Origin of the sequence: Bradyrhizobium embrapense (assembly GCF_001189235.2) — a bacterium.
Lineage (GTDB): Bacteria > Pseudomonadota > Alphaproteobacteria > Rhizobiales > Xanthobacteraceae > Bradyrhizobium > Bradyrhizobium embrapense.
Window position 1 is genome coordinate 16,279 of the sequence record NZ_LFIP02000003.1, and the last position, 15,917, is coordinate 32,195.

Sequence of the window (15,917 nt, forward strand, 5' to 3'; positions counted from 1 at the left end):
CCGGGCGCGGGGGTCACCGGCCTCTATCGGAGCGCACCGAGCACGGTGCCCGAAGCTGCGATGATGCCGAGCCCGATGACGCTGGCGCGCCACAGCAATTGCCGCCGGGCGGCGCGCCGATCGTGGAAGGCCAGCCAGTCGTGGACAAAGCCGGCAGGGATGTCGAACACGACTGCCGCCTGATCGCGATAGTGCGTCTCATGCTCGCAATACATCGTCCGGACCGTCGGCACGCCCAGCCGCTCGAGCTCGCAATGCCATTCCCAGGCATGCTTGCCGTTCGTCCAGCGATTTTCGAACGGGATTACGTGTGATTCCATGACGAGCCTCCTGGCCCACCCTTGAACCTCACGTGGCAATCCTAGCTCAATCTACCGAGCGGCGCGAGATCGGCGTTGGCCTGGAGCCGGTCATGGCCGCCTTAATTGGCTGACTGCACCCATCTGCGCCAATGCGTCGGCTGGATGTCGAGTGGCTTGCTGCTGGCATGGTGGACCCACGCAGTGCCGTCGCGGTGGCAGGGGAACATGAGCGCGTGAACCATGCCGTCATAGTCGAGGACGCAGACCTCGAGCTCCCGGTCCGACGGCGCTGACGCAACGGGTAACCATTCTGCTGACAACGAATGCATGACGATCCTCCGGCAGTGTGCGCTTCGATCCGGCTACCTTGCGAGCTGCGCGCCATCCGACGGGATGATAGGTCCGGACGGCAAGCCGCCAATGTGAACCGGCTCGCATTGTAGCAGTTTTTCTCGTCAGTATGGATCGCGGCTCGACGGGCGATATTCCCGGTCGGGTGGACTGCGATTCCCGCGGCGCACAACGCAGATTGAACTTTAGCGGCCCGGTCCCCGACGAAACGCCAGCAACGCCACTCAGCCGCCAGAGGCCATCCATGACCAATCAGGCAGGTCGAACCGTGACGGCAGGATTTGCTGCCGCAATTGCGCTGCTGTCGCTGCCGGCATCGGCCGCAACGCTGCCGGACGACCGCGCCTGGATGATCCGCATGATCGCCTGCAAGGGTAACGGTGTCCTGATGGAGGTCTACCTGCCGCAATCGGTGGTCTTCGCGCCGCATGGCGGCATGGCCGCAGGCAAGACGGCGGATGGCTACTACACGCTCGATCTGACCGAGCTCAACAAGGGCAAGGATCTCGAGCCGGTGCACGTGACGATGAGCGCGGACAAGAAATTCGTCACCGTCGACCAGTACACGCGCGGCTTGCCGCCGACGCGCATACCGGTTGGCGGTGGCACCGTGGACTTCGACCACCGCTTTGGCCTCGATGCGAAGTGCGGTCCGTTCCAGGCACAGGATCCGAACTACGGCAATTGAGGCGCGTCACGCATCGGTGGGTTCGGCGCGTCCCCTTGTTGGTGCATGCCTAATCTCTCGGCAACGCGCTTGACCTCGAGGCAAATGCCGACGAAGTTCCGCGTGCCGTGGTAATTTCTTCTGAATATTCCCCCGAAGCCGCATTGTTCATTCCGGACTCGCGCCGGGCATGGCTGCGCCTCGCCGTCGCCGTCGTCATCGGCTCGCTCGGCAGCGTCGGCATGTGGTCGGTGGTGGTGGCGCTGCCAGCGGTGCAGACCGACTTCGGCGCGACGCGCGGAACGGCCTCGCTCGCCTTCACGATGGTGATGCTCGGCTTCGGCATCGGCCAGGTCGTGACCGGCAAGATCAGCGATCGCTTCGGCATCGTCGCCGCGATCGGCGCCGGGATCGGCATTCTCGGTCTCGGCTATATCGGCGCCGGCTACGCGCCGTCGGTCTGGGCCTTCATCCTGCTGCATTTCGCGATCGGCCTGTCGTCGGCTGCGACCTTCGGTCCGCTGATGGCGGAGGCCTCGCACTGGTTCGAGCGCTACCGTGGCCTTGCGGTCGCGATCGCCGCGAGCGGCAATTACATCGGTGGCACGGTGTGGCCGCCGCTGGTCAATTTCGGCATCCAGAGCGTCGGCTGGCGGACCACCCACATCGTGATCGGCATTTTCACCGCGGTCGCGATGATGCTTGCACTCATGTTGCTGCGCTTGTTGATGGGGGCGGCCGTCAGGCGCAACCATGTCAACGCGGCGCCGCCGCGGGTCGACATGCGGCTCTCCACCAATGCGCTGACCGCGATGCTGTCGCTCGCATCAATCGCGTGCTGCGTGGCAATGGCGATGCCGCAGGTCCACATCGTCGCCTATTGCGGCGATCTCGGCTACGGCGTGGCGCGCGGCGCCGAGATGCTGTCGCTGATGCTCGGCTTCGGCATCATCAGCCGAATCGGCTCCGGCTTCCTCGCCGACCGGATCGGCGGCATCCGCACGCTCTTGATCGGCTCGATCGCGCAGGGCACAGCGCTGCTGTTCTATCTGTTCTTCGACAGCCTGACCTCGCTCTACATCATCTCGGCGATGTTTGGCCTGTTCCAGGGCGGCATCGTGCCGAGCTACGCCATCATCGTGCGGGAGGCGATGCCGGCGTCGGAGGCTGCGACCCGGATCGGCATCGTGATCTTCGCCTCGGTGTTCGGCATGTCGTTCGGCGGCTGGATCTCCGGCGTGATCTTCGACGCCACCGGCTCCTACGCCGCTGCCTTCACCAATGGTCTCGCCTGGAACCTGCTCAATGTCAGCATCATGCTGCTGCTCCTGATGCGGGCGCGGCAGCGGCTCGCCATCGCCTGATCCATTAAAGATCGAGCGAGATCCGCGCGATCGCCTTTTCCAGGCGGTTCTTGATGGAGTCCATCTTGCCGGTGAGTTGCTGCAGCTCGCGCAGGTCGAGGTCGGCATAGACGAACTCGTTCAACTCCTTGCGCTGCGCCGACAGGTTCGCCATTTGCTTCTTCGCATGCTCGGTCAGCGACAGGTTCACGACCCGGGCATCCTCGGTCGAATTTTTGCGGCGCAGCAGGTTCTTCTTCTCGAGCAGCTTCGACTGCGTCACCACAAACGACTGATCGACGCGCAGCGCCCGCGAAACCGCGCCGACCGGCAGGCCGACGCTGCGGTCCTCGGCGTTCGCCAGCACCGTCATGATCATCCATTGCGGTCCGGTGACCCCGATCATCTTGGCCCAGATGCTGCGCAACTCGTCGAGTCGGATGCTGGTCGACACGATCTCCCAAGCCAAACGTTCAGCCGCGTCCTGCACTTTGTCGGTCGATCTGCGCTCGCTCATGGCGTTCCTTAACAAAAATTCATCTTCACCTATATCGGGCGATTTTTGAAGCTGGCCTGACAAAAATGTTCGTCGATGCGTTGCCTGAATGACACATGGGTGCGCAAACATATGGTGACTAACTAATATAAGTTGAATATGTGACTACCCGATTGCATTGTTCCCCGTCGTAGATGGGGGGCATCCACCATCTCACGCCTGCAGTGGCCGAGTTTGACCACGAGCATCTTGAAAATGGCTGCGCCGCAGCGGTTTTCGGGAGGGGAACGTTTGTCGCTTTGCCAGCAGTGCAAGGCATCACTTGGAGGATAGCATGAAGATAATTAAGGGCCTCTTGTTGGCCTCGGTGGCAACTCTCGCCGCGAGCAGTGGAGCCATGGCGGCCGATCTTCCGGTCAAGGCCAAGGCAGTCGAGTACGTGAAGGTCTGCTCGCTCTATGGCCCGGGCTTCTACTTCATTCCGGGCACCGACACCTGCATCAAGCTGGGCGGCTACCTGCGCGTCGACGTTCTGGCGAACACCAACTCGGACCACACCGGCAACTACGCCGGCGCGGGCGGCGCACAGAACCGCTTCACCAACGGATACACCTGGCGCTCGCGTGAAGACCTCAACGTCGACACCCGCACCGCGACCGAGTACGGCGTGGTTCGCACCTTCTTCGATGCGACCTTCAGCTGGACCTCGGACAGCTACGGCGCGGGCGCGGCGGCTGGCTCGACGGTCTACTCGCCGATCGGAACGTCTGCTGCGCCGAACAACGCAAGTTCGGGCGGTGTCGCCGCCGGCACGGTCGGCGTCTACTACGCCTTCATCCAGTTCGCCGGCTTCACCATGGGTAAGGCGGTCTCGCAGTTCGCGACGCCATGGGCCAACTATCCCGGCAACAACTTCGACGGTCTCGTCGGTGGCGGCGGTACGGTCACGGGTGTGAACCAGTTCACCTACACCGCGCAGTTCGGCAACGGCGTGTCGCTGGCTTTGTCGGCCCAGGATCAGTCGGCCTACTATCAGGCCGGCGTGCAGAATCTCGGCGTGCAGGGGACCGGCGCGCTCGGTCCTTACGGTGCGAGCGACTATGCCGGCACGATTGCTCCGGATCTGGTCGCCTCGCTCCGCGTCGACCAAGCCTGGGGTCTGTTCCAGGCGTCGTTCGCGGCGCATGACAATCACGCGGCCTATTACGGCGCCACCGAGTTGACCGGTCATCCCGACGACAAGTGGGGCTGGGCGGGTCAGCTGGCGCTGTCGATCAAGAACATCCCGACCGGACCCGGCGATACCATCAACGTCCAGGGCGTCTATACCAACGGTGCGACGCGCTACAACATCCAGGATCTCTCGGGGGCCGGTGCGTTCACCACCTTCGGCAACACCAGCGTTCCCGGTGCCTACCAGAGCATCGGCTTCGGCATCGCGCCGGACAGCGTGTTCGTCAGCGGCGGCTCGCAGCAGCTGATCACGACGTACGGCGTGCGCGGTGCATACGTGCACAACTGGAATCCCTATTGGAACACCAGTGTCTATGGTGCGTGGGCCCAGGTGAACTACAACGGCACCGCCAAGAGCTACATCTGCGGCCCGGGCGGGACCGGCGTGGGCGGCTCGTTCGGCGTCCTGATCGGCGCCACCTCGAACCTGACCTCGTGCAATCCGGACTACAGCGTTGCCCAGATCGGTACGCAGACCCAGTGGACCCCGGTGAAGAACCTGACCTTCTCGGCTGACTTCACCTACACCCATCTGGATCAGAACTACGCGGGCACGATCACCTACCCGGGTAGCGCTGCGATCGGCAAGCCGGCCGCGGTCTACTCCCTCAGCAACCAGGATACCTACATGTTGCTGCTGCGCGCGCAGCGCAACTGGTAAGGCCCGGTAGATCCGGACTTGATCGCGACCCAAAGCCTCGACGGGAAACTGTCGGGGCTTTGATTTTGAAAGAAGAGCCCAATATGTGATTTACTAACATTATTGCATCATGTACAAACCGTGTGTCGGTTGCTCTGCCGACCATGACGAGGAGATATCAGACTTCTTCATGAACTAGCCTCCAAGCCTCCGGCAATGCCCTGCCGGAGGCTTTTTATTTGCGATGAACGACGATGAATTCGCGATCTGTGAAGTCACGGCCGAGTGAAGTGCGGCACGCTGGTTCTCGCGATCTCGTGAGCGCGCTGCAAGTTCGCTGCACGAGGCAAGCGAGTTGGCGGTATCCTGAACATGACCGAGCATCTGCTCGGCAACGATTGCCGCAGCAACATTCCACTCAGGCATAAGCGCAACGCATTCCTGCGCCGCCATATCAACATTTGCCGCCGCCGAATTACTTCAATTATATGAATCAGTATTGGAATAATTTCTTGGGAGAGCCGGGTGATTGGCGTTCGCGATTTCAGCGCCGATTTCGCGCGGCCACCGAGGCGCCGGCACGCCGACGCCAATGGGCGGACTCGTATCGATAACGCGTACCGGCGGCAGAGCCGGGCTGCGAACGAGTTGACCAAATATGCGTGACCACTGTGGGGCGCGTGGTGCCTCGTCGAGCAGCGTCGAGTTCGATGACAAGGGCTGGCCCGCCTGGCCGGATCGCGAGGATCTGTCGGCGGAGTTCATCAAGCTGCTGGCCGCAGCACAGGAAGGCGGTTCGACGGTCTCCGAATGCTGGTTGACATTGAGCAAGATAAACCTCGCTTCGGAGAGCTCGTGGTCCGCGGAGTGGATCAAGACCGCGGAACGGAACGAGACGAGAGCCGAGCATTCGCTGCTGAACAACAATCTGGTCACCGCACGTCGCAACTGGCTTCGGGCTACGACCTACTTTCACGCCGCCGCAAGGCCTCCCGGATACGCCAACGATTTGCTGAACCGTGCCGTCGACGGCATGCGGCGGTGCGCAACCAGCTTCTTGAAGAGCCGGGTTCCGGTCGGCCAGGTGCTCTCGATTCCCTGGACCGAGGACCTGTCCCTTCAAGCCTACTATCTGCCGTCAGCCTTTCGCGACGATGGACCCGTCATCGTGTGCGTCGGCGAGCCGGGTTCCTACAAGGAAGAGTTGATCACCAAATACGCAGGTCATGCCAACGAGCGCGGGTTCTCGCTGCTCGCCGTGGATCTGCTGGGGACGCAGACGGCCTTGTCGCCGGAACGGCTCGAGGGCCACAAGTTCGAAGCCGCCATGAGCCGGGTGCTCGATTTTCTTTCGGAGAAGCCCGGTGTCGACAGCACGCGGATCGCCATCGTCGCGGACGCCTGCAACTCCTCCTTGGTCGCCCGCGCGGCCGCAAGTGACGCCCGCTTTGCCGCCGCGGTGTGCGACGCCGGAATTTGGGACTCGCACGAGAAGAGTTTCTTCTATCGGCAAGCCGGCGACGGCGAGCAGGCCGGATGGCTCGACGAAGCCAATGCGATCTCGCGGAGCATCGATTGTCCGCTCCTGGTCACCGCGGGCGAGGGCGGCTGGCTTCTTCCCGGCGCCCTGATCGAATTCGGCGATCAATTGAGCAGCATTCATCGCGACGCCAGCCTGATCCTGTTCAGGCGCGCCGAAACCGCTGCGATGCAGGGGCATATCGACAATCCTACTTTGGCGAATGAAGTCATCTTCGACTGGCTTGAAGACAGGCTTCGGCTGAGAAAAGGCTTGTCCTGAAGCGACCGGCCCAAGGCGACCGATGCGGCGCCGATCCGTGCGGTCACACCGCCTGGCCTGCCTTCTGCAATGAGCAGCCGGTGATCTTCAAACTGCCGTCGGCCTGCCGCTCCAGCGTATAGAGCGCCTCCCACGCCTCGCCATTGGCGTCGACGATCTGAACGCGCTGCGCGATCCGGTCGCCGTCGCTCTGCGCCGCGCCGAATTCGAAGCTCCTGTGGCGATAGACCGGCGCGTACTGGTTCTGCACCATCGACATGAAGATATCGGCCTGCGGAAAGATCTGCCGGATCGCCGGCGCGGCATAGGAATAGGCCGCCGCGGCATCGTCGCGGCCGAACGCCTGCTCCTGGGCGCGGATCACGCCTTGCGCGGTGGCGACGTCATCGGCGATCGCCGGCGAGGCGAGGGCGAACAGGATGGCGGCAATGAGGGCGATCGCGCGCATGCGGATGCTCCGTGGCGACTGCCCCAGCTTACGTGAAAGCCGGTCGCATGGTTTCACCAACGATCGATCTCCTCAGAAAATTGATCTGCCGCAAGGTTCCTTCCGGCCGGCGCACTAGCCTTGATTCGTCAACCTTGGAGGACTGCCATGACCCTCGATACCATTCTCGTTGTCATCGCCGTAACCATGATGTTCGGGACGGTCGCCTTCGTGATCGCCTATGGCGACAGGCAGACGCGCAATTTGTGACCGTAACAGCCCGCCATCCGACTCTTCAGCGGATCGAGCCCTTGAGATTGTCGATGTCGGGCGAGGGGCGGGCGGGAAACAGCCGCGCAGTCGAGGAGTTGTCGAGCCGGCGCTTGCATTTGGCTTCGTCGGCGCCGTCGTCGGTGCGCTTCTTGGCAAAGGCGTCGTCCTGCCGGTTGACGATCAGCATCGCGTGGTCGCGCTCGAGCGTATCCGGATTCTTGCGCTGCGCGTCGGAGCGGAATGCGCCGCCGATCATCTTGCCCGTCATCTCGTAATCGCAGCCGGCCCTCCAGTCGCCCTGGTCCCACTTCCATCCGACGGCCTTCAGCGTGCCGTCCTTCTCCGCGGTGACCTTGATGATGGCGTTGTAGGCGAGCCAGATGCCGGCCAGCCCGCTGCGCTTGTCGTCGAAGCCGTCGAGCAGCGCCAGGCGCTCGCGCTGCAAGCCGTTGACGTGATCGCGCGCATCGACGGTGAAGTGGACCTGCGAGCTCTGCTTGTTCCAGGCCGGATGCAGGAATTCCGGGAATTGTTCGGTCTGGCTCTTCACCCAGTTGCGCTGGTCGTCGATCAGCGCGCGTCGCGTCGCCGCGTCGAGCCGCGGCTGTAGCGTCTTCCAGGCGCGGTTCAGCCGCTGGTCGTTGTCGGCGAGATCAGGATCGGCGCAGATCTCCTCGTCGGTTGCGGTCTCGGGCCTGGTGCAGTCGAAGGTCGGCGCGACGAACGCGGTGTCGGCCTTGTCGGATGCCGCATCCTTGCCGACAGCAAAGTAGCTGCCGGTGACCTGCCACATCGACGAGCAGTCGTTGAGCCCGGCAAACTCCTCGTCATCGATGCTGCCGACGATCCGCAAGGTCTCGCCCTGGCGGCGGAGTTTTATTGAAGGTGGTTTGGCGGGGACGGCGGCCGCGTCTGTCTTGGGCTTGTCGGCGGATGCGTCCGCTTCGATCACCACGGCACCAGAGGGCCAGCCAGTCCCCGAGGTCTTCAACTCGGCGGTGAGCTTGCAGCTCCGCCTGCGGTCGCCGCCATAATCGCCGCGCAGATCGGCGGCGAGGCGATAGCCGCCGCCGTCGGCCGGCGTCAGCTTGACACTGCCGAACGCATTGACCCATGTGCCTGACAGGCCGCTCCGGCCGGATCCGATACCGTTGAGGGCTGCCGCCCGGCGCCGTAAAGCCTCGGCAAAAGCCTGCTTCAGCTCGTCCTCGTTGGCATCGGCGAGCACCTCGGCGGCGTCGATGATCATCTCGTTGAACCAGGCTTGGTCGCGCTTCAGCAGCGGCTTGACATTGGCCGGCAGCTTGCTAAGCGCCGCATCGAACGCCTTGTCGATCTGCGCCACGAGCTTGTCATAGCCGGCCTTCCTGCAGTCGGCAGTCTTGATCCGGTCGTCGCCGCTATTGCCGCACAGGCTGATCGTGGTCGGTGCGCTGCTCAAGGCCCGCAGATAATCGTCCATCGCCAGCGATGGGCCGCCGGAGGCAAGGACCGTGATGGCCGCGACGGCGGCGGCAAGCCATGGGGAGCGAGGCATCGATGTCACCCGCAAGGCCGCGACATGCGGCTCTTGCGGCTTGGGTCGCGCAGCGCCTGCGCCGGGTTCAAAATGTCGGCGGCGTGCAGGCCGAGATCACCTCGCATGGCTTGGCGCCGATGCAGCGGAAGCGGTGCGGGCGGCGGCTTTCGAAGTAATAGGCATCGCCGGCATTGAGCACCCGCCGCTCGTCGTCGACCGTGACCTCGAGCCGGCCCGAGACCACGATCCCGCCTTCCTCGCCTTCGTGCACCAGCGGCACCCGGCCGGTGTCGCTGCCGGGCTCGTAGCGCTCTTTCAGGATCTGCAACGCCCGTCCGAACAGGCTGTCGCCGATCTGCAGGTAGGAGATCGGCTTCTTGCCGATCTCGGTCAGCTCGTCGGCGCGATAGAACGCCTTGCGCGGCCGCTCCGGCTCGATCGCGAAGAACTCCGCAAGCCCCATCGGAATGCCGTCGAGGATCCGCTTCAGCGCGCCGACCGACGGGTTCATCTGGTTGGATTCGATCAGCGAGATCGTCGAATTGGTCACGCCGGAGCGCTTGGCGAGCTCGCGCTGCGACATCTTGTGCCGCGCGCGGATGAATCGAAGCCGACCGCCGATGTCGACGCTCATGACAGATCCCTGTTGCAGGTGTTGCGGATCGAACAAATCTTGGCAGACCGCCTCAGCAAGATCAATGGCTTGCGCTGCGACAGAAAAGGACTTGTTGAGTGCACCGAAGAGTGGTCCGACTACGCATCCCCAGCCCATGGAGTGCGCCGTGACCGTTCATCAGATTCCGAACACCATCAAGACCGATTCGTTCTGGATGCCGTTCACGGCCAACCGGCAGTTCAAGAAGGCGCCGCGGCTGTTCTCCTCCGCCAAGGGCATGTACTACACCTCGGTCGATGGCCGGCAGGTGATCGACGGCTCCGCGGGTCTCTGGTGCGTCAACGCCGGCCATGGCCGGCCGCAGATCGCAGCCGCGGTCGAGCGCCAGCTGTCGACGCTGGACTTCGCGCCCTCGTTCAACATGGGCCACCCGCTGGCGTTCGATTTCGCCGAGCGGCTCGCCGAGATCGCCCCGAAGGGGCTGGACCGGATCTTCTTCACCAATTCGGGCTCCGAATCGGTCGACACCGCGCTGAAGATCGCGCTGGCCTATCATCGCGCCGCCGGCCAGCCGACCCGCACCCGGCTGATCGGCCGCGAGCGCGGCTATCACGGCGTCGGCTTCGGCGGCATGTCGGTCGGCGGCATGGTCGCCAACCGCCGCCAGTTCGCGACCCATCTGCCGGGCGTCGACCACATCCGCCACACCCATGACCTCGCCCGCAACGCCTTCGCCAAGGATCAGCCCGACCATGGCGCCGAGCTCGCCGACGACGTCGAGCGGATGGTCGCGCTGCATGGTGCGGACACCATCGCGGCCGTGATCGTCGAGCCTGTGCCGGGTTCGACCGCGGTGCTGCCGGCGCCGAAGGGCTATCTGCAGCGGCTGCGCGAGCTCTGCACCAAGCACGGCATCCTGTTGATCTTCGACGAGGTCATCACCGGCTTCGGCCGCCTCGGCGCGCCGTTCGCCGCCAACTTCTACGGCGTGACGCCGGACATGATGACCACCGCCAAGGGCATCACCAACGGCACCGTGCCGTGCGGCGCGGTGTTCGCCAGCCGCCAGATCCATGACGGGCTGATGGTCGGTCCTGATAACGCCATGGAGCTGTTCCACGGCTACACCTATTCGGCGCATCCGGTGGCCTGCGCGGCGGGTCTTGCCACGCTCGACATCTACAAGGACGAGGGTCTGTTGACCCGCGGCGCCTCGCTCTCCGAATACTGGCGCGATGGCCTGCATTCGCTCAAGGGCCTGCCGAACGTCGTCGACATCCGCAATCAGGGCCTGATGGGCGCGGTCGAAGTCGCACCGCGCGAGGGCGTCGTCGGCGCGCGCGGCTACGACATCATGGTCGACTGCTTCAACCGCGGCCTCTACTTCCGCATGAGCGGCGACTCGCTCGCGCTGTCGCCGCCCTTGATCGTCGAGAAGTCGCACATCGACGACATCGTCTCGATCCTCGGTGACTCCATCAAGCGGGTGGCCTGATAATTGCTAGCTGGCTGATCGCTAGCTCTACAAATTGCTGTCGCCGTTGCGAAGCAGAGTGGTTTCGCAGCGGCGATTGCGTTTTCGCTGCAGGATGTGAGGAAAAGTGAAGGTCCTGGTTCTCGGCAGTGGCGTGATCGGCGTCACCTCGGCCTATTATCTTGCGCGCGCCGGCCACGAGGTGACGGTGATCGACCGTCAGCCGAAGCCCGCGCTCGAAACGTCCTTTGCCAATGCCGGCGAGGTGTCGCCGGGCTATTCGTCGCCCTGGGCCGGCCCCGGCGTGCCGGTCAAGGCGGTGAAGTGGCTCTTGATGAAGCACGGCCCGCTGGTGATCCGCCCGAAGCTCGATCCCGTGATGTGGCTCTGGCTTCTGAAGATGCTGCGCAACTGCACCACGGCGCGCTACGCGGTGAACAAGAGCCGGATGATCCCGATCGCGGAATACAGCCGCGACTGCCTGCAGGCGTTGCGCAGCGAGATCGGCATCAAATACGACGAGCGCGCGCAGGGCACGCTGCAGCTGTTTCGCGAGCAGGCCCAGCTCGACCACACCGGCGACGACATCGCCGTACTCAAGCAGTATGGCGTCCCATTCGAAGTGCTCGACCGTGACGGCTGCATCAAGGCAGAGCCGGCGCTGGCCGGCGTGAAAGAGAAATTCGCCGGCGGGCTGCGGTTGCCGCATGACGAGACCGGCGACTGCCACATGTTCACGCAGGCCCTAGCGCTGGAAGCCGAGAAGATCGGCGTGCGCTTCAACTTCAATATCGGCATCGACGGCTTGAACGCGGATGCCACCCGCATCACCGGCGTTGCCACCAGTGCCGGCCTGATGACCGCCGACGCCTATGTGCTCGCGCTCGGCAGCTACTCGCCGCATCTGGTGCGGCCGCTCGGCATCTCGCTGCCCGTCTATCCCGTGAAAGGCTATTCGATCACGGTGCCGATCAAGGACGCGGCGGGTGCGCCGGAATCCACCGTGATGGATGAGAGTTACAAGGTCGCGATCACCCGGCTCGGCGATCGCATCCGGGTCGGCGGCACCGCGGAGATCTCGGGCTATTCGACCAAGCTCTACGACGCGCGGCGCGCGACGCTGGACCATTCGCTGACCGATCTGTTTCCGCGCGGCGGCGATCTTCCGAAGGCCACCTTCTGGTGCGGCCTGCGCCCGATGACGCCGGACGGCCCGCCGGTGATCGGCGCGACACGGTTTGCCAATCTGCATCTCAACACCGGCCACGGCACGCTGGGCTGGACCATGGCCTGCGGCTCGGGCCGGGTGCTGGCCGACATGCTGTCCGGCAACAAGCCCGAGATCGACACCAAGGAGCTGTCGATCAAGCGATACGACGCGAGGTTCGGCTGACCACTCAAGCGGGCGGGCTAGTCGTAGCCCGCGCGCCTGATCAGCGGCGGGGCAGTGCCGGCGAGAGGCGAGGCTGGCCTTCCTCGGCGATGTCCCAGCTGCAATTTGCGCGCGCACCGGGCCTAGGCGATGTCGAACTCGTCCTGCATCGCCGTCACGGTGTCGCGCAGTTCTCTTTTCTTTGCCTCATCCAGCGCGGTCTGTCGCGTGCCGCCGAGATCCCAACTTGGGCTGTAGCCCTTCAGGCGGATCAGCTTCAGTCCTTTGACGCCGGATCGCCTTTCCAGTTCGGCCGTGATCTCGTGCTGCATCTGAAGTGCTTTCATCGGGCATCTCCGGGGAACGCTGTTTCCGCTCAACAGGGCAGCCCGCATCATGTTCCTCGCGCTGCGCTGAACGTGAACCTGCTGCCCAGGAACGACTGCCTCGCGGACTTCGTTGCTCCGGCTCGAACCAGGAAAGGATGTCACATGAAGAAATTGGCTATGATCGGGTTGGCCGCGGCGATGGTGCTCTCGACACCGCTCGCCTTTGCGCAAGGAGCGGGTGGTGGAGCAGGCGGGGCCGGGGGCGGATCGGCTGGCGGCGCGGGCGCAGGGACGGGAAGTTCGAGCTCAGGAACCGGCACCGGCACCGGCTCGTCGGGCACCGGCGGCACCACGGGAATGGGAACGGGCTCGGGCATGAGCAATCCACCCGGCAGCAGCACCGGCAACATGAACAACCCCGGCAGTTCGACGCCGAATTATTCGACCGATCCGAATAACAATTCCGCGACCGGGACCGGAACGTCGAACCTTCCAGGCAACAACAGCGGAACGCGGACCAATCCGCGATAGTCATAAAAGCCCCGCCTCGCGCGGGGCTTTTCGTTGCCCAGGATCGATCAACGAAAAGCCCGGCACGCCGGCCGGGCTGGATCGCAAATATTCACTACAGCAAATATGAGTTTGGACTTAGCAATGTGCCGATCTAGCCGAAAGCCGGCCAGTTGGTCTGTGCACTTTGGCACATTTGCCGGGGGCTTCTTTCGACTGCTCCGGTAGGCTATGCTTGGCGCGGTTTTCGCTTCGGTTTCTTCGCAGGCTTTGCCGTCGGCGCCTTGTGATCGGGCTGCACCCGCAAGCCGTCCACGAACACATCGAGCAGCCTGAGCGCCGTGGTCTGCCAGCCCGGCTGGTCGTGCATGTAGCACATGCCGATCAGCGCGCGCAGCACGTCCTCGGCGCTGATGTCGTCGCGAATGGCGCCGGCGGCGACGGCGCGCGCGAGCAGGGTGCCGATCGCCTTGGTCAGGCGATCGAACGAATAGGCTTGTAGCTCGCTCGAGCCGGCCGCGACCAGCGCCAGCGCTGCGACCATGCCCTTCTTGGTCGCGACGAATTCAACATTGGCGCGCAGCCAGCGCCGCAGCGCCGCAACCGGCTCGGGCGCGCATTGCAACTGCTCGGCAAGATCGCCGAGCTGCGCGACCTCGCGGCGATAGACCGCCTCATACAGCGCCTCGCGGGTCGGGAAGTGGCGATACAGCGTGCCGATGCCGACGCCGGCATGGCGCGCCACGGCCTCCAGACTCGCCTCGTTGCCGCCGGCCGAGAACACAGCCTTGGCCGCTTCCAGCACGCGCTCGCGGTTGCGCACCGCGTCGGCGCGCGGCTTGCGGACTATTTCTGGTGAAGAATCGGCCATCCTTTTCTTTTCATCCTCCCTTGTAAACGGAGGATGCCTCCGTATATGGCGGACCAGCACCGGGCCTGACAAGGCGCGCCGATCATGCATCGGCGGCCACGGGTTCGCGTTGCCTCGATTCAACCCGACCATACACGGATCGGAGCCCCGCATGAATCTTCCACTCAGTCTCACCATCAACGGCGTGCGCAGGGAAATTACCCTCGACGACCCCCGCGTCACCCTGCTCGACCTGCTCCGCGAGCGGCTCGACCTCACCGGAACCAAGAAGGGATGTGACCGCGGCCAGTGCGGCGCCTGCACCATCCTGGTCGACGGCCGCCGCATCAATTCCTGCCTCGCGCTCGCCGTCAGCCATGACGGCGCCGAGATCGTCACCATCGAAGGCGTCGGGCACGGCGGCGAGCTACATCCGGTGCAGGCCGCCTTCATCGCCCATGACGGCTTCCAGTGCGGCTTCTGCACCCCGGGCCAGATCATGAGCGGCATCGGCCTGATCGGGGAAGGCCAGGCCGGCGACGACCCGGAGCGGGTGCGCGAATGCATGAGCGGCAATTTGTGCCGCTGCGGCGCCTATCAGGGGATCACCGAAGCCGTGCTCGAGGCACAATCCAACATGACCGCCAGCAAGCAGAGGCGCTCCGCATGATGAACTTCGATTATGTCAGGCCGGCCAGCGTCGCGGACGCGATCGCGGTGGGCTCCGAGAAGGGCGCGAGCTATCTCGCCTCCGGCACCAATCTGCTCGATCTGATGAAGGGCGGCGTCAGCCGGCCGAGCCGTCTCGTCGACCTCACGCGGCTGCCCGGGCTCGATCGCATCGAGCATCTCGCCGACGGTGGCCTGCGCATCGGCGCGCTGGTGCGCAACGCCGATCTCGCGCATGACGCCGGCTTCGCGCGCAATTATCCCGCGGTCGCCGAGGCATTGTTGTCGGGCGCGTCTGCGCAGCTGCGCAATGCCGCGACGGTCGGCGGCAATCTGATGCAGCGGACCCGCTGCGCCTATTTCTACGACGCCGGCAGCGCCTGCAACCGGCGCTGGCCGGGTGCCGGCTGCGATGCGCTGAACGGCGAGAACCGCCTGCACGCGGTGCTCGGCTGGAGCGAGGGTTGCATCGCGACCCATCCGTCGGATTTCTGCGTGCCGCTGGTCGCGCTCGATGCCATCGTCGAGATCGAGGGCAAAAGCGGCCGGCGCGAGCTGCCGCTCGAGGCGCTGCATCGGTTGCCCGGTGAGACGCCGGAGCGCGAGACCGCGCTGGAACGCGGCGATCTGATCGTCGCGCTGCGCCTGCCGGCCGAGGCGCAGGGCTTTGCGAAGCATGCCCGTTACATCAAGGTGCGCGAGCGGACCTCCTACGCCTTCGCCGTTGTCTCGGCGGCAGCTAGCCTGCGCATCGAGGACGGCAGCATCCGCGAGGCGCGGATTGCGCTCGGCGGCGTCGCCGCCAAACCGTGGCGGGCGCGCGAGGCCGAGCAGGTGCTCGCAGGCGCTGCGCCGGATGTGGCTGCTTATCGCGAGGCGGCACGCGCCGCACTCGCCGGCGCGAAACCGTCCGGCGACAACGCCTTCAAGATCGAGCTCGCGCAGCGCATCCTCGTGCGCGCGCTCACCCTTGCTGCCGCAGGCACGCCGGACCGGATTCCCGCTTTGCCCGGCTCTCCCTTTTCCTCCGTTGCAGGAGCGTAAC

Annotated in this window: 16 protein-coding genes; 9 read left to right on the forward strand and 7 right to left on the reverse strand. The window is 64.5% G+C overall.

What is annotated here, in order from left to right:
- Positions 1-23: 23 nt before the first annotated feature.
- The gene (locus tag AKN83_RS14235; protein WP_050401120.1) at positions 24-320 is read right to left on the reverse strand and encodes a hypothetical protein; all 297 of its coding nucleotides are present in this window, start codon (positions 318-320) and stop codon (positions 24-26) included.
- A 577-nt stretch (positions 321-897) separates the two neighbouring features.
- Here AKN83_RS14235 and AKN83_RS14240 point away from each other — a divergent pair.
- On the forward strand, positions 898-1,341 hold the full coding sequence (locus AKN83_RS14240; RefSeq protein WP_050401118.1) for a hypothetical protein: 444 nt from the start codon (positions 898-900) through the stop codon (positions 1,339-1,341).
- Between the two features lie 143 nt (positions 1,342-1,484).
- Positions 1,485-2,684 (forward strand): MFS transporter, encoded by a 1,200-nt coding sequence (locus AKN83_RS14245; protein WP_244521986.1) that lies wholly within the window; start codon positions 1,485-1,487, stop codon positions 2,682-2,684.
- 4 nt (positions 2,685-2,688) lie between these two features.
- On the opposite strand, the gene AKN83_RS14250 is transcribed toward AKN83_RS14245, so the two are convergent.
- Positions 2,689-3,180, reverse strand: coding sequence for a MarR family winged helix-turn-helix transcriptional regulator (locus tag AKN83_RS14250; protein ID WP_063695345.1), 492 nt, complete (start codon positions 3,178-3,180; stop codon positions 2,689-2,691).
- Positions 3,181-3,493: 313 nt separating this feature from the next.
- Between AKN83_RS14250 and AKN83_RS14255 the strand changes: the two genes are divergently transcribed.
- Both AKN83_RS14255 and AKN83_RS14260 read left to right on the forward strand, forming a co-directional pair.
- Complete coding sequence (locus AKN83_RS14255; protein WP_063695346.1) at positions 3,494-5,053, forward strand: porin; 1,560 nt, start codon at positions 3,494-3,496, stop codon at positions 5,051-5,053.
- A gap of 637 nt (positions 5,054-5,690) precedes the next feature.
- Positions 5,691-6,833, forward strand: a complete 1,143-nt coding sequence (locus AKN83_RS14260; RefSeq protein WP_050401116.1) for an alpha/beta hydrolase family protein — start codon at positions 5,691-5,693, stop codon at positions 6,831-6,833.
- A gap of 43 nt (positions 6,834-6,876) precedes the next feature.
- Here the strand turns inward: AKN83_RS14260 and AKN83_RS14265 are convergent, their stop codons facing one another.
- The 3 genes from AKN83_RS14265 to AKN83_RS14275 all read right to left on the reverse strand — a co-directional run bounded on the left by AKN83_RS14265 (position 6,877) and on the right by AKN83_RS14275 (position 9,686).
- Positions 6,877-7,281: a DUF4864 domain-containing protein gene (locus tag AKN83_RS14265; RefSeq protein ID WP_050401115.1), complete on the reverse strand. Its 405-nt coding sequence runs from the start codon at positions 7,279-7,281 to the stop codon at positions 6,877-6,879.
- 274 nt (positions 7,282-7,555) lie between these two features.
- Positions 7,556-9,070: a lysozyme inhibitor LprI family protein gene (locus AKN83_RS14270; RefSeq protein WP_050401114.1), complete on the reverse strand. Its 1,515-nt coding sequence runs from the start codon at positions 9,068-9,070 to the stop codon at positions 7,556-7,558.
- 67 nt (positions 9,071-9,137) lie between these two features.
- On the reverse strand, positions 9,138-9,686 hold the full coding sequence (locus AKN83_RS14275; RefSeq protein ID WP_050401113.1) for a cupin domain-containing protein: 549 nt from the start codon (positions 9,684-9,686) through the stop codon (positions 9,138-9,140).
- Positions 9,687-9,834: 148 nt separating this feature from the next.
- Between AKN83_RS14275 and aptA the strand changes: the two genes are divergently transcribed.
- Together aptA and AKN83_RS14285 are read left to right on the forward strand one after the other, a co-directional pair.
- Entirely contained in the window at positions 9,835-11,163 is a 1,329-nt protein-coding gene (gene aptA / locus AKN83_RS14280) for an omega-aminotransferase AptA (RefSeq protein ID WP_050401144.1), read from the forward strand.
- Positions 11,164-11,269: 106 nt separating this feature from the next.
- A complete protein-coding gene (locus tag AKN83_RS14285) occupies positions 11,270-12,535 on the forward strand; it encodes a D-amino acid dehydrogenase (protein ID WP_050401112.1) in 1,266 nt (421 codons plus the stop codon).
- Positions 12,536-12,657: 122 nt separating this feature from the next.
- On the opposite strand, the gene AKN83_RS14290 is transcribed toward AKN83_RS14285, so the two are convergent.
- Positions 12,658-12,861 carry a hypothetical protein gene (locus tag AKN83_RS14290; RefSeq protein ID WP_050401111.1) on the reverse strand — a complete coding sequence of 68 codons (204 nt, stop codon included), beginning with the start codon at positions 12,859-12,861 and terminating at the stop codon, positions 12,658-12,660.
- A 144-nt stretch (positions 12,862-13,005) separates the two neighbouring features.
- On the opposite strand from AKN83_RS14290, the gene AKN83_RS14295 reads away from it, so the two are divergent.
- On the forward strand, positions 13,006-13,374 hold the full coding sequence (locus tag AKN83_RS14295) for a hypothetical protein (RefSeq protein WP_050401110.1): 369 nt from the start codon (positions 13,006-13,008) through the stop codon (positions 13,372-13,374).
- 208 nt (positions 13,375-13,582) lie between these two features.
- Here AKN83_RS14295 and AKN83_RS14300 read toward each other — a convergent pair whose 3' ends face one another.
- The gene (locus tag AKN83_RS14300) at positions 13,583-14,224 is read right to left on the reverse strand and encodes a TetR/AcrR family transcriptional regulator (RefSeq protein WP_050401109.1); all 642 of its coding nucleotides are present in this window, start codon (positions 14,222-14,224) and stop codon (positions 13,583-13,585) included.
- 151 nt (positions 14,225-14,375) lie between these two features.
- On the opposite strand from AKN83_RS14300, the gene AKN83_RS14305 reads away from it, so the two are divergent.
- Both AKN83_RS14305 and AKN83_RS14310 read left to right on the forward strand, forming a co-directional pair.
- Positions 14,376-14,873: a (2Fe-2S)-binding protein gene (locus AKN83_RS14305; RefSeq protein ID WP_050401108.1), complete on the forward strand. Its 498-nt coding sequence runs from the start codon at positions 14,376-14,378 to the stop codon at positions 14,871-14,873.
- Positions 14,870-15,916: an FAD binding domain-containing protein gene (locus AKN83_RS14310; RefSeq protein WP_050401107.1), complete on the forward strand. Its 1,047-nt coding sequence runs from the start codon at positions 14,870-14,872 to the stop codon at positions 15,914-15,916. The genes AKN83_RS14305 and AKN83_RS14310 overlap by 4 nt, the downstream gene beginning before the upstream one ends.
- The last annotated feature ends 1 nt before the right edge of the window (position 15,917 follow it).

What these genes read in the sequence shown, in the direction of transcription:
- AKN83_RS14275 (WP_050401113.1), bottom strand. Translation starts at nt 9,686, where the DNA reads ATGAGCGTCGACATCGGCGGTCGGCTTCGATTCATCCGCGCGCGGCAC.
- AKN83_RS14240 (WP_050401118.1), top strand. Translation starts at nt 898, where the DNA reads ATGACCAATCAGGCAGGTCGAACCGTGACGGCAGGATTTGCTGCCGCA.
- AKN83_RS14260 (WP_050401116.1), top strand. Translation starts at nt 5,691, where the DNA reads ATGCGTGACCACTGTGGGGCGCGTGGTGCCTCGTCGAGCAGCGTCGAG.
- AKN83_RS14290 (WP_050401111.1), bottom strand. Translation starts at nt 12,861, where the DNA reads ATGAAAGCACTTCAGATGCAGCACGAGATCACGGCCGAACTGGAAAGG.
- AKN83_RS14300 (WP_050401109.1), bottom strand. Translation starts at nt 14,224, where the DNA reads ATGGCCGATTCTTCACCAGAAATAGTCCGCAAGCCGCGCGCCGACGCG.
- AKN83_RS14250 (WP_063695345.1), bottom strand. Translation starts at nt 3,180, where the DNA reads ATGAGCGAGCGCAGATCGACCGACAAAGTGCAGGACGCGGCTGAACGT.
- AKN83_RS14270 (WP_050401114.1), bottom strand. Translation starts at nt 9,070, where the DNA reads ATGCCTCGCTCCCCATGGCTTGCCGCCGCCGTCGCGGCCATCACGGTC.
- AKN83_RS14305 (WP_050401108.1), top strand. Translation starts at nt 14,376, where the DNA reads ATGAATCTTCCACTCAGTCTCACCATCAACGGCGTGCGCAGGGAAATT.
- AKN83_RS14265 (WP_050401115.1), bottom strand. Translation starts at nt 7,281, where the DNA reads ATGCGCGCGATCGCCCTCATTGCCGCCATCCTGTTCGCCCTCGCCTCG.
- AKN83_RS14235 (WP_050401120.1), bottom strand. Translation starts at nt 320, where the DNA reads ATGGAATCACACGTAATCCCGTTCGAAAATCGCTGGACGAACGGCAAG.
- AKN83_RS14255 (WP_063695346.1), top strand. Translation starts at nt 3,494, where the DNA reads ATGAAGATAATTAAGGGCCTCTTGTTGGCCTCGGTGGCAACTCTCGCC.
- AKN83_RS14295 (WP_050401110.1), top strand. Translation starts at nt 13,006, where the DNA reads ATGAAGAAATTGGCTATGATCGGGTTGGCCGCGGCGATGGTGCTCTCG.
- AKN83_RS14310 (WP_050401107.1), top strand. Translation starts at nt 14,870, where the DNA reads ATGATGAACTTCGATTATGTCAGGCCGGCCAGCGTCGCGGACGCGATC.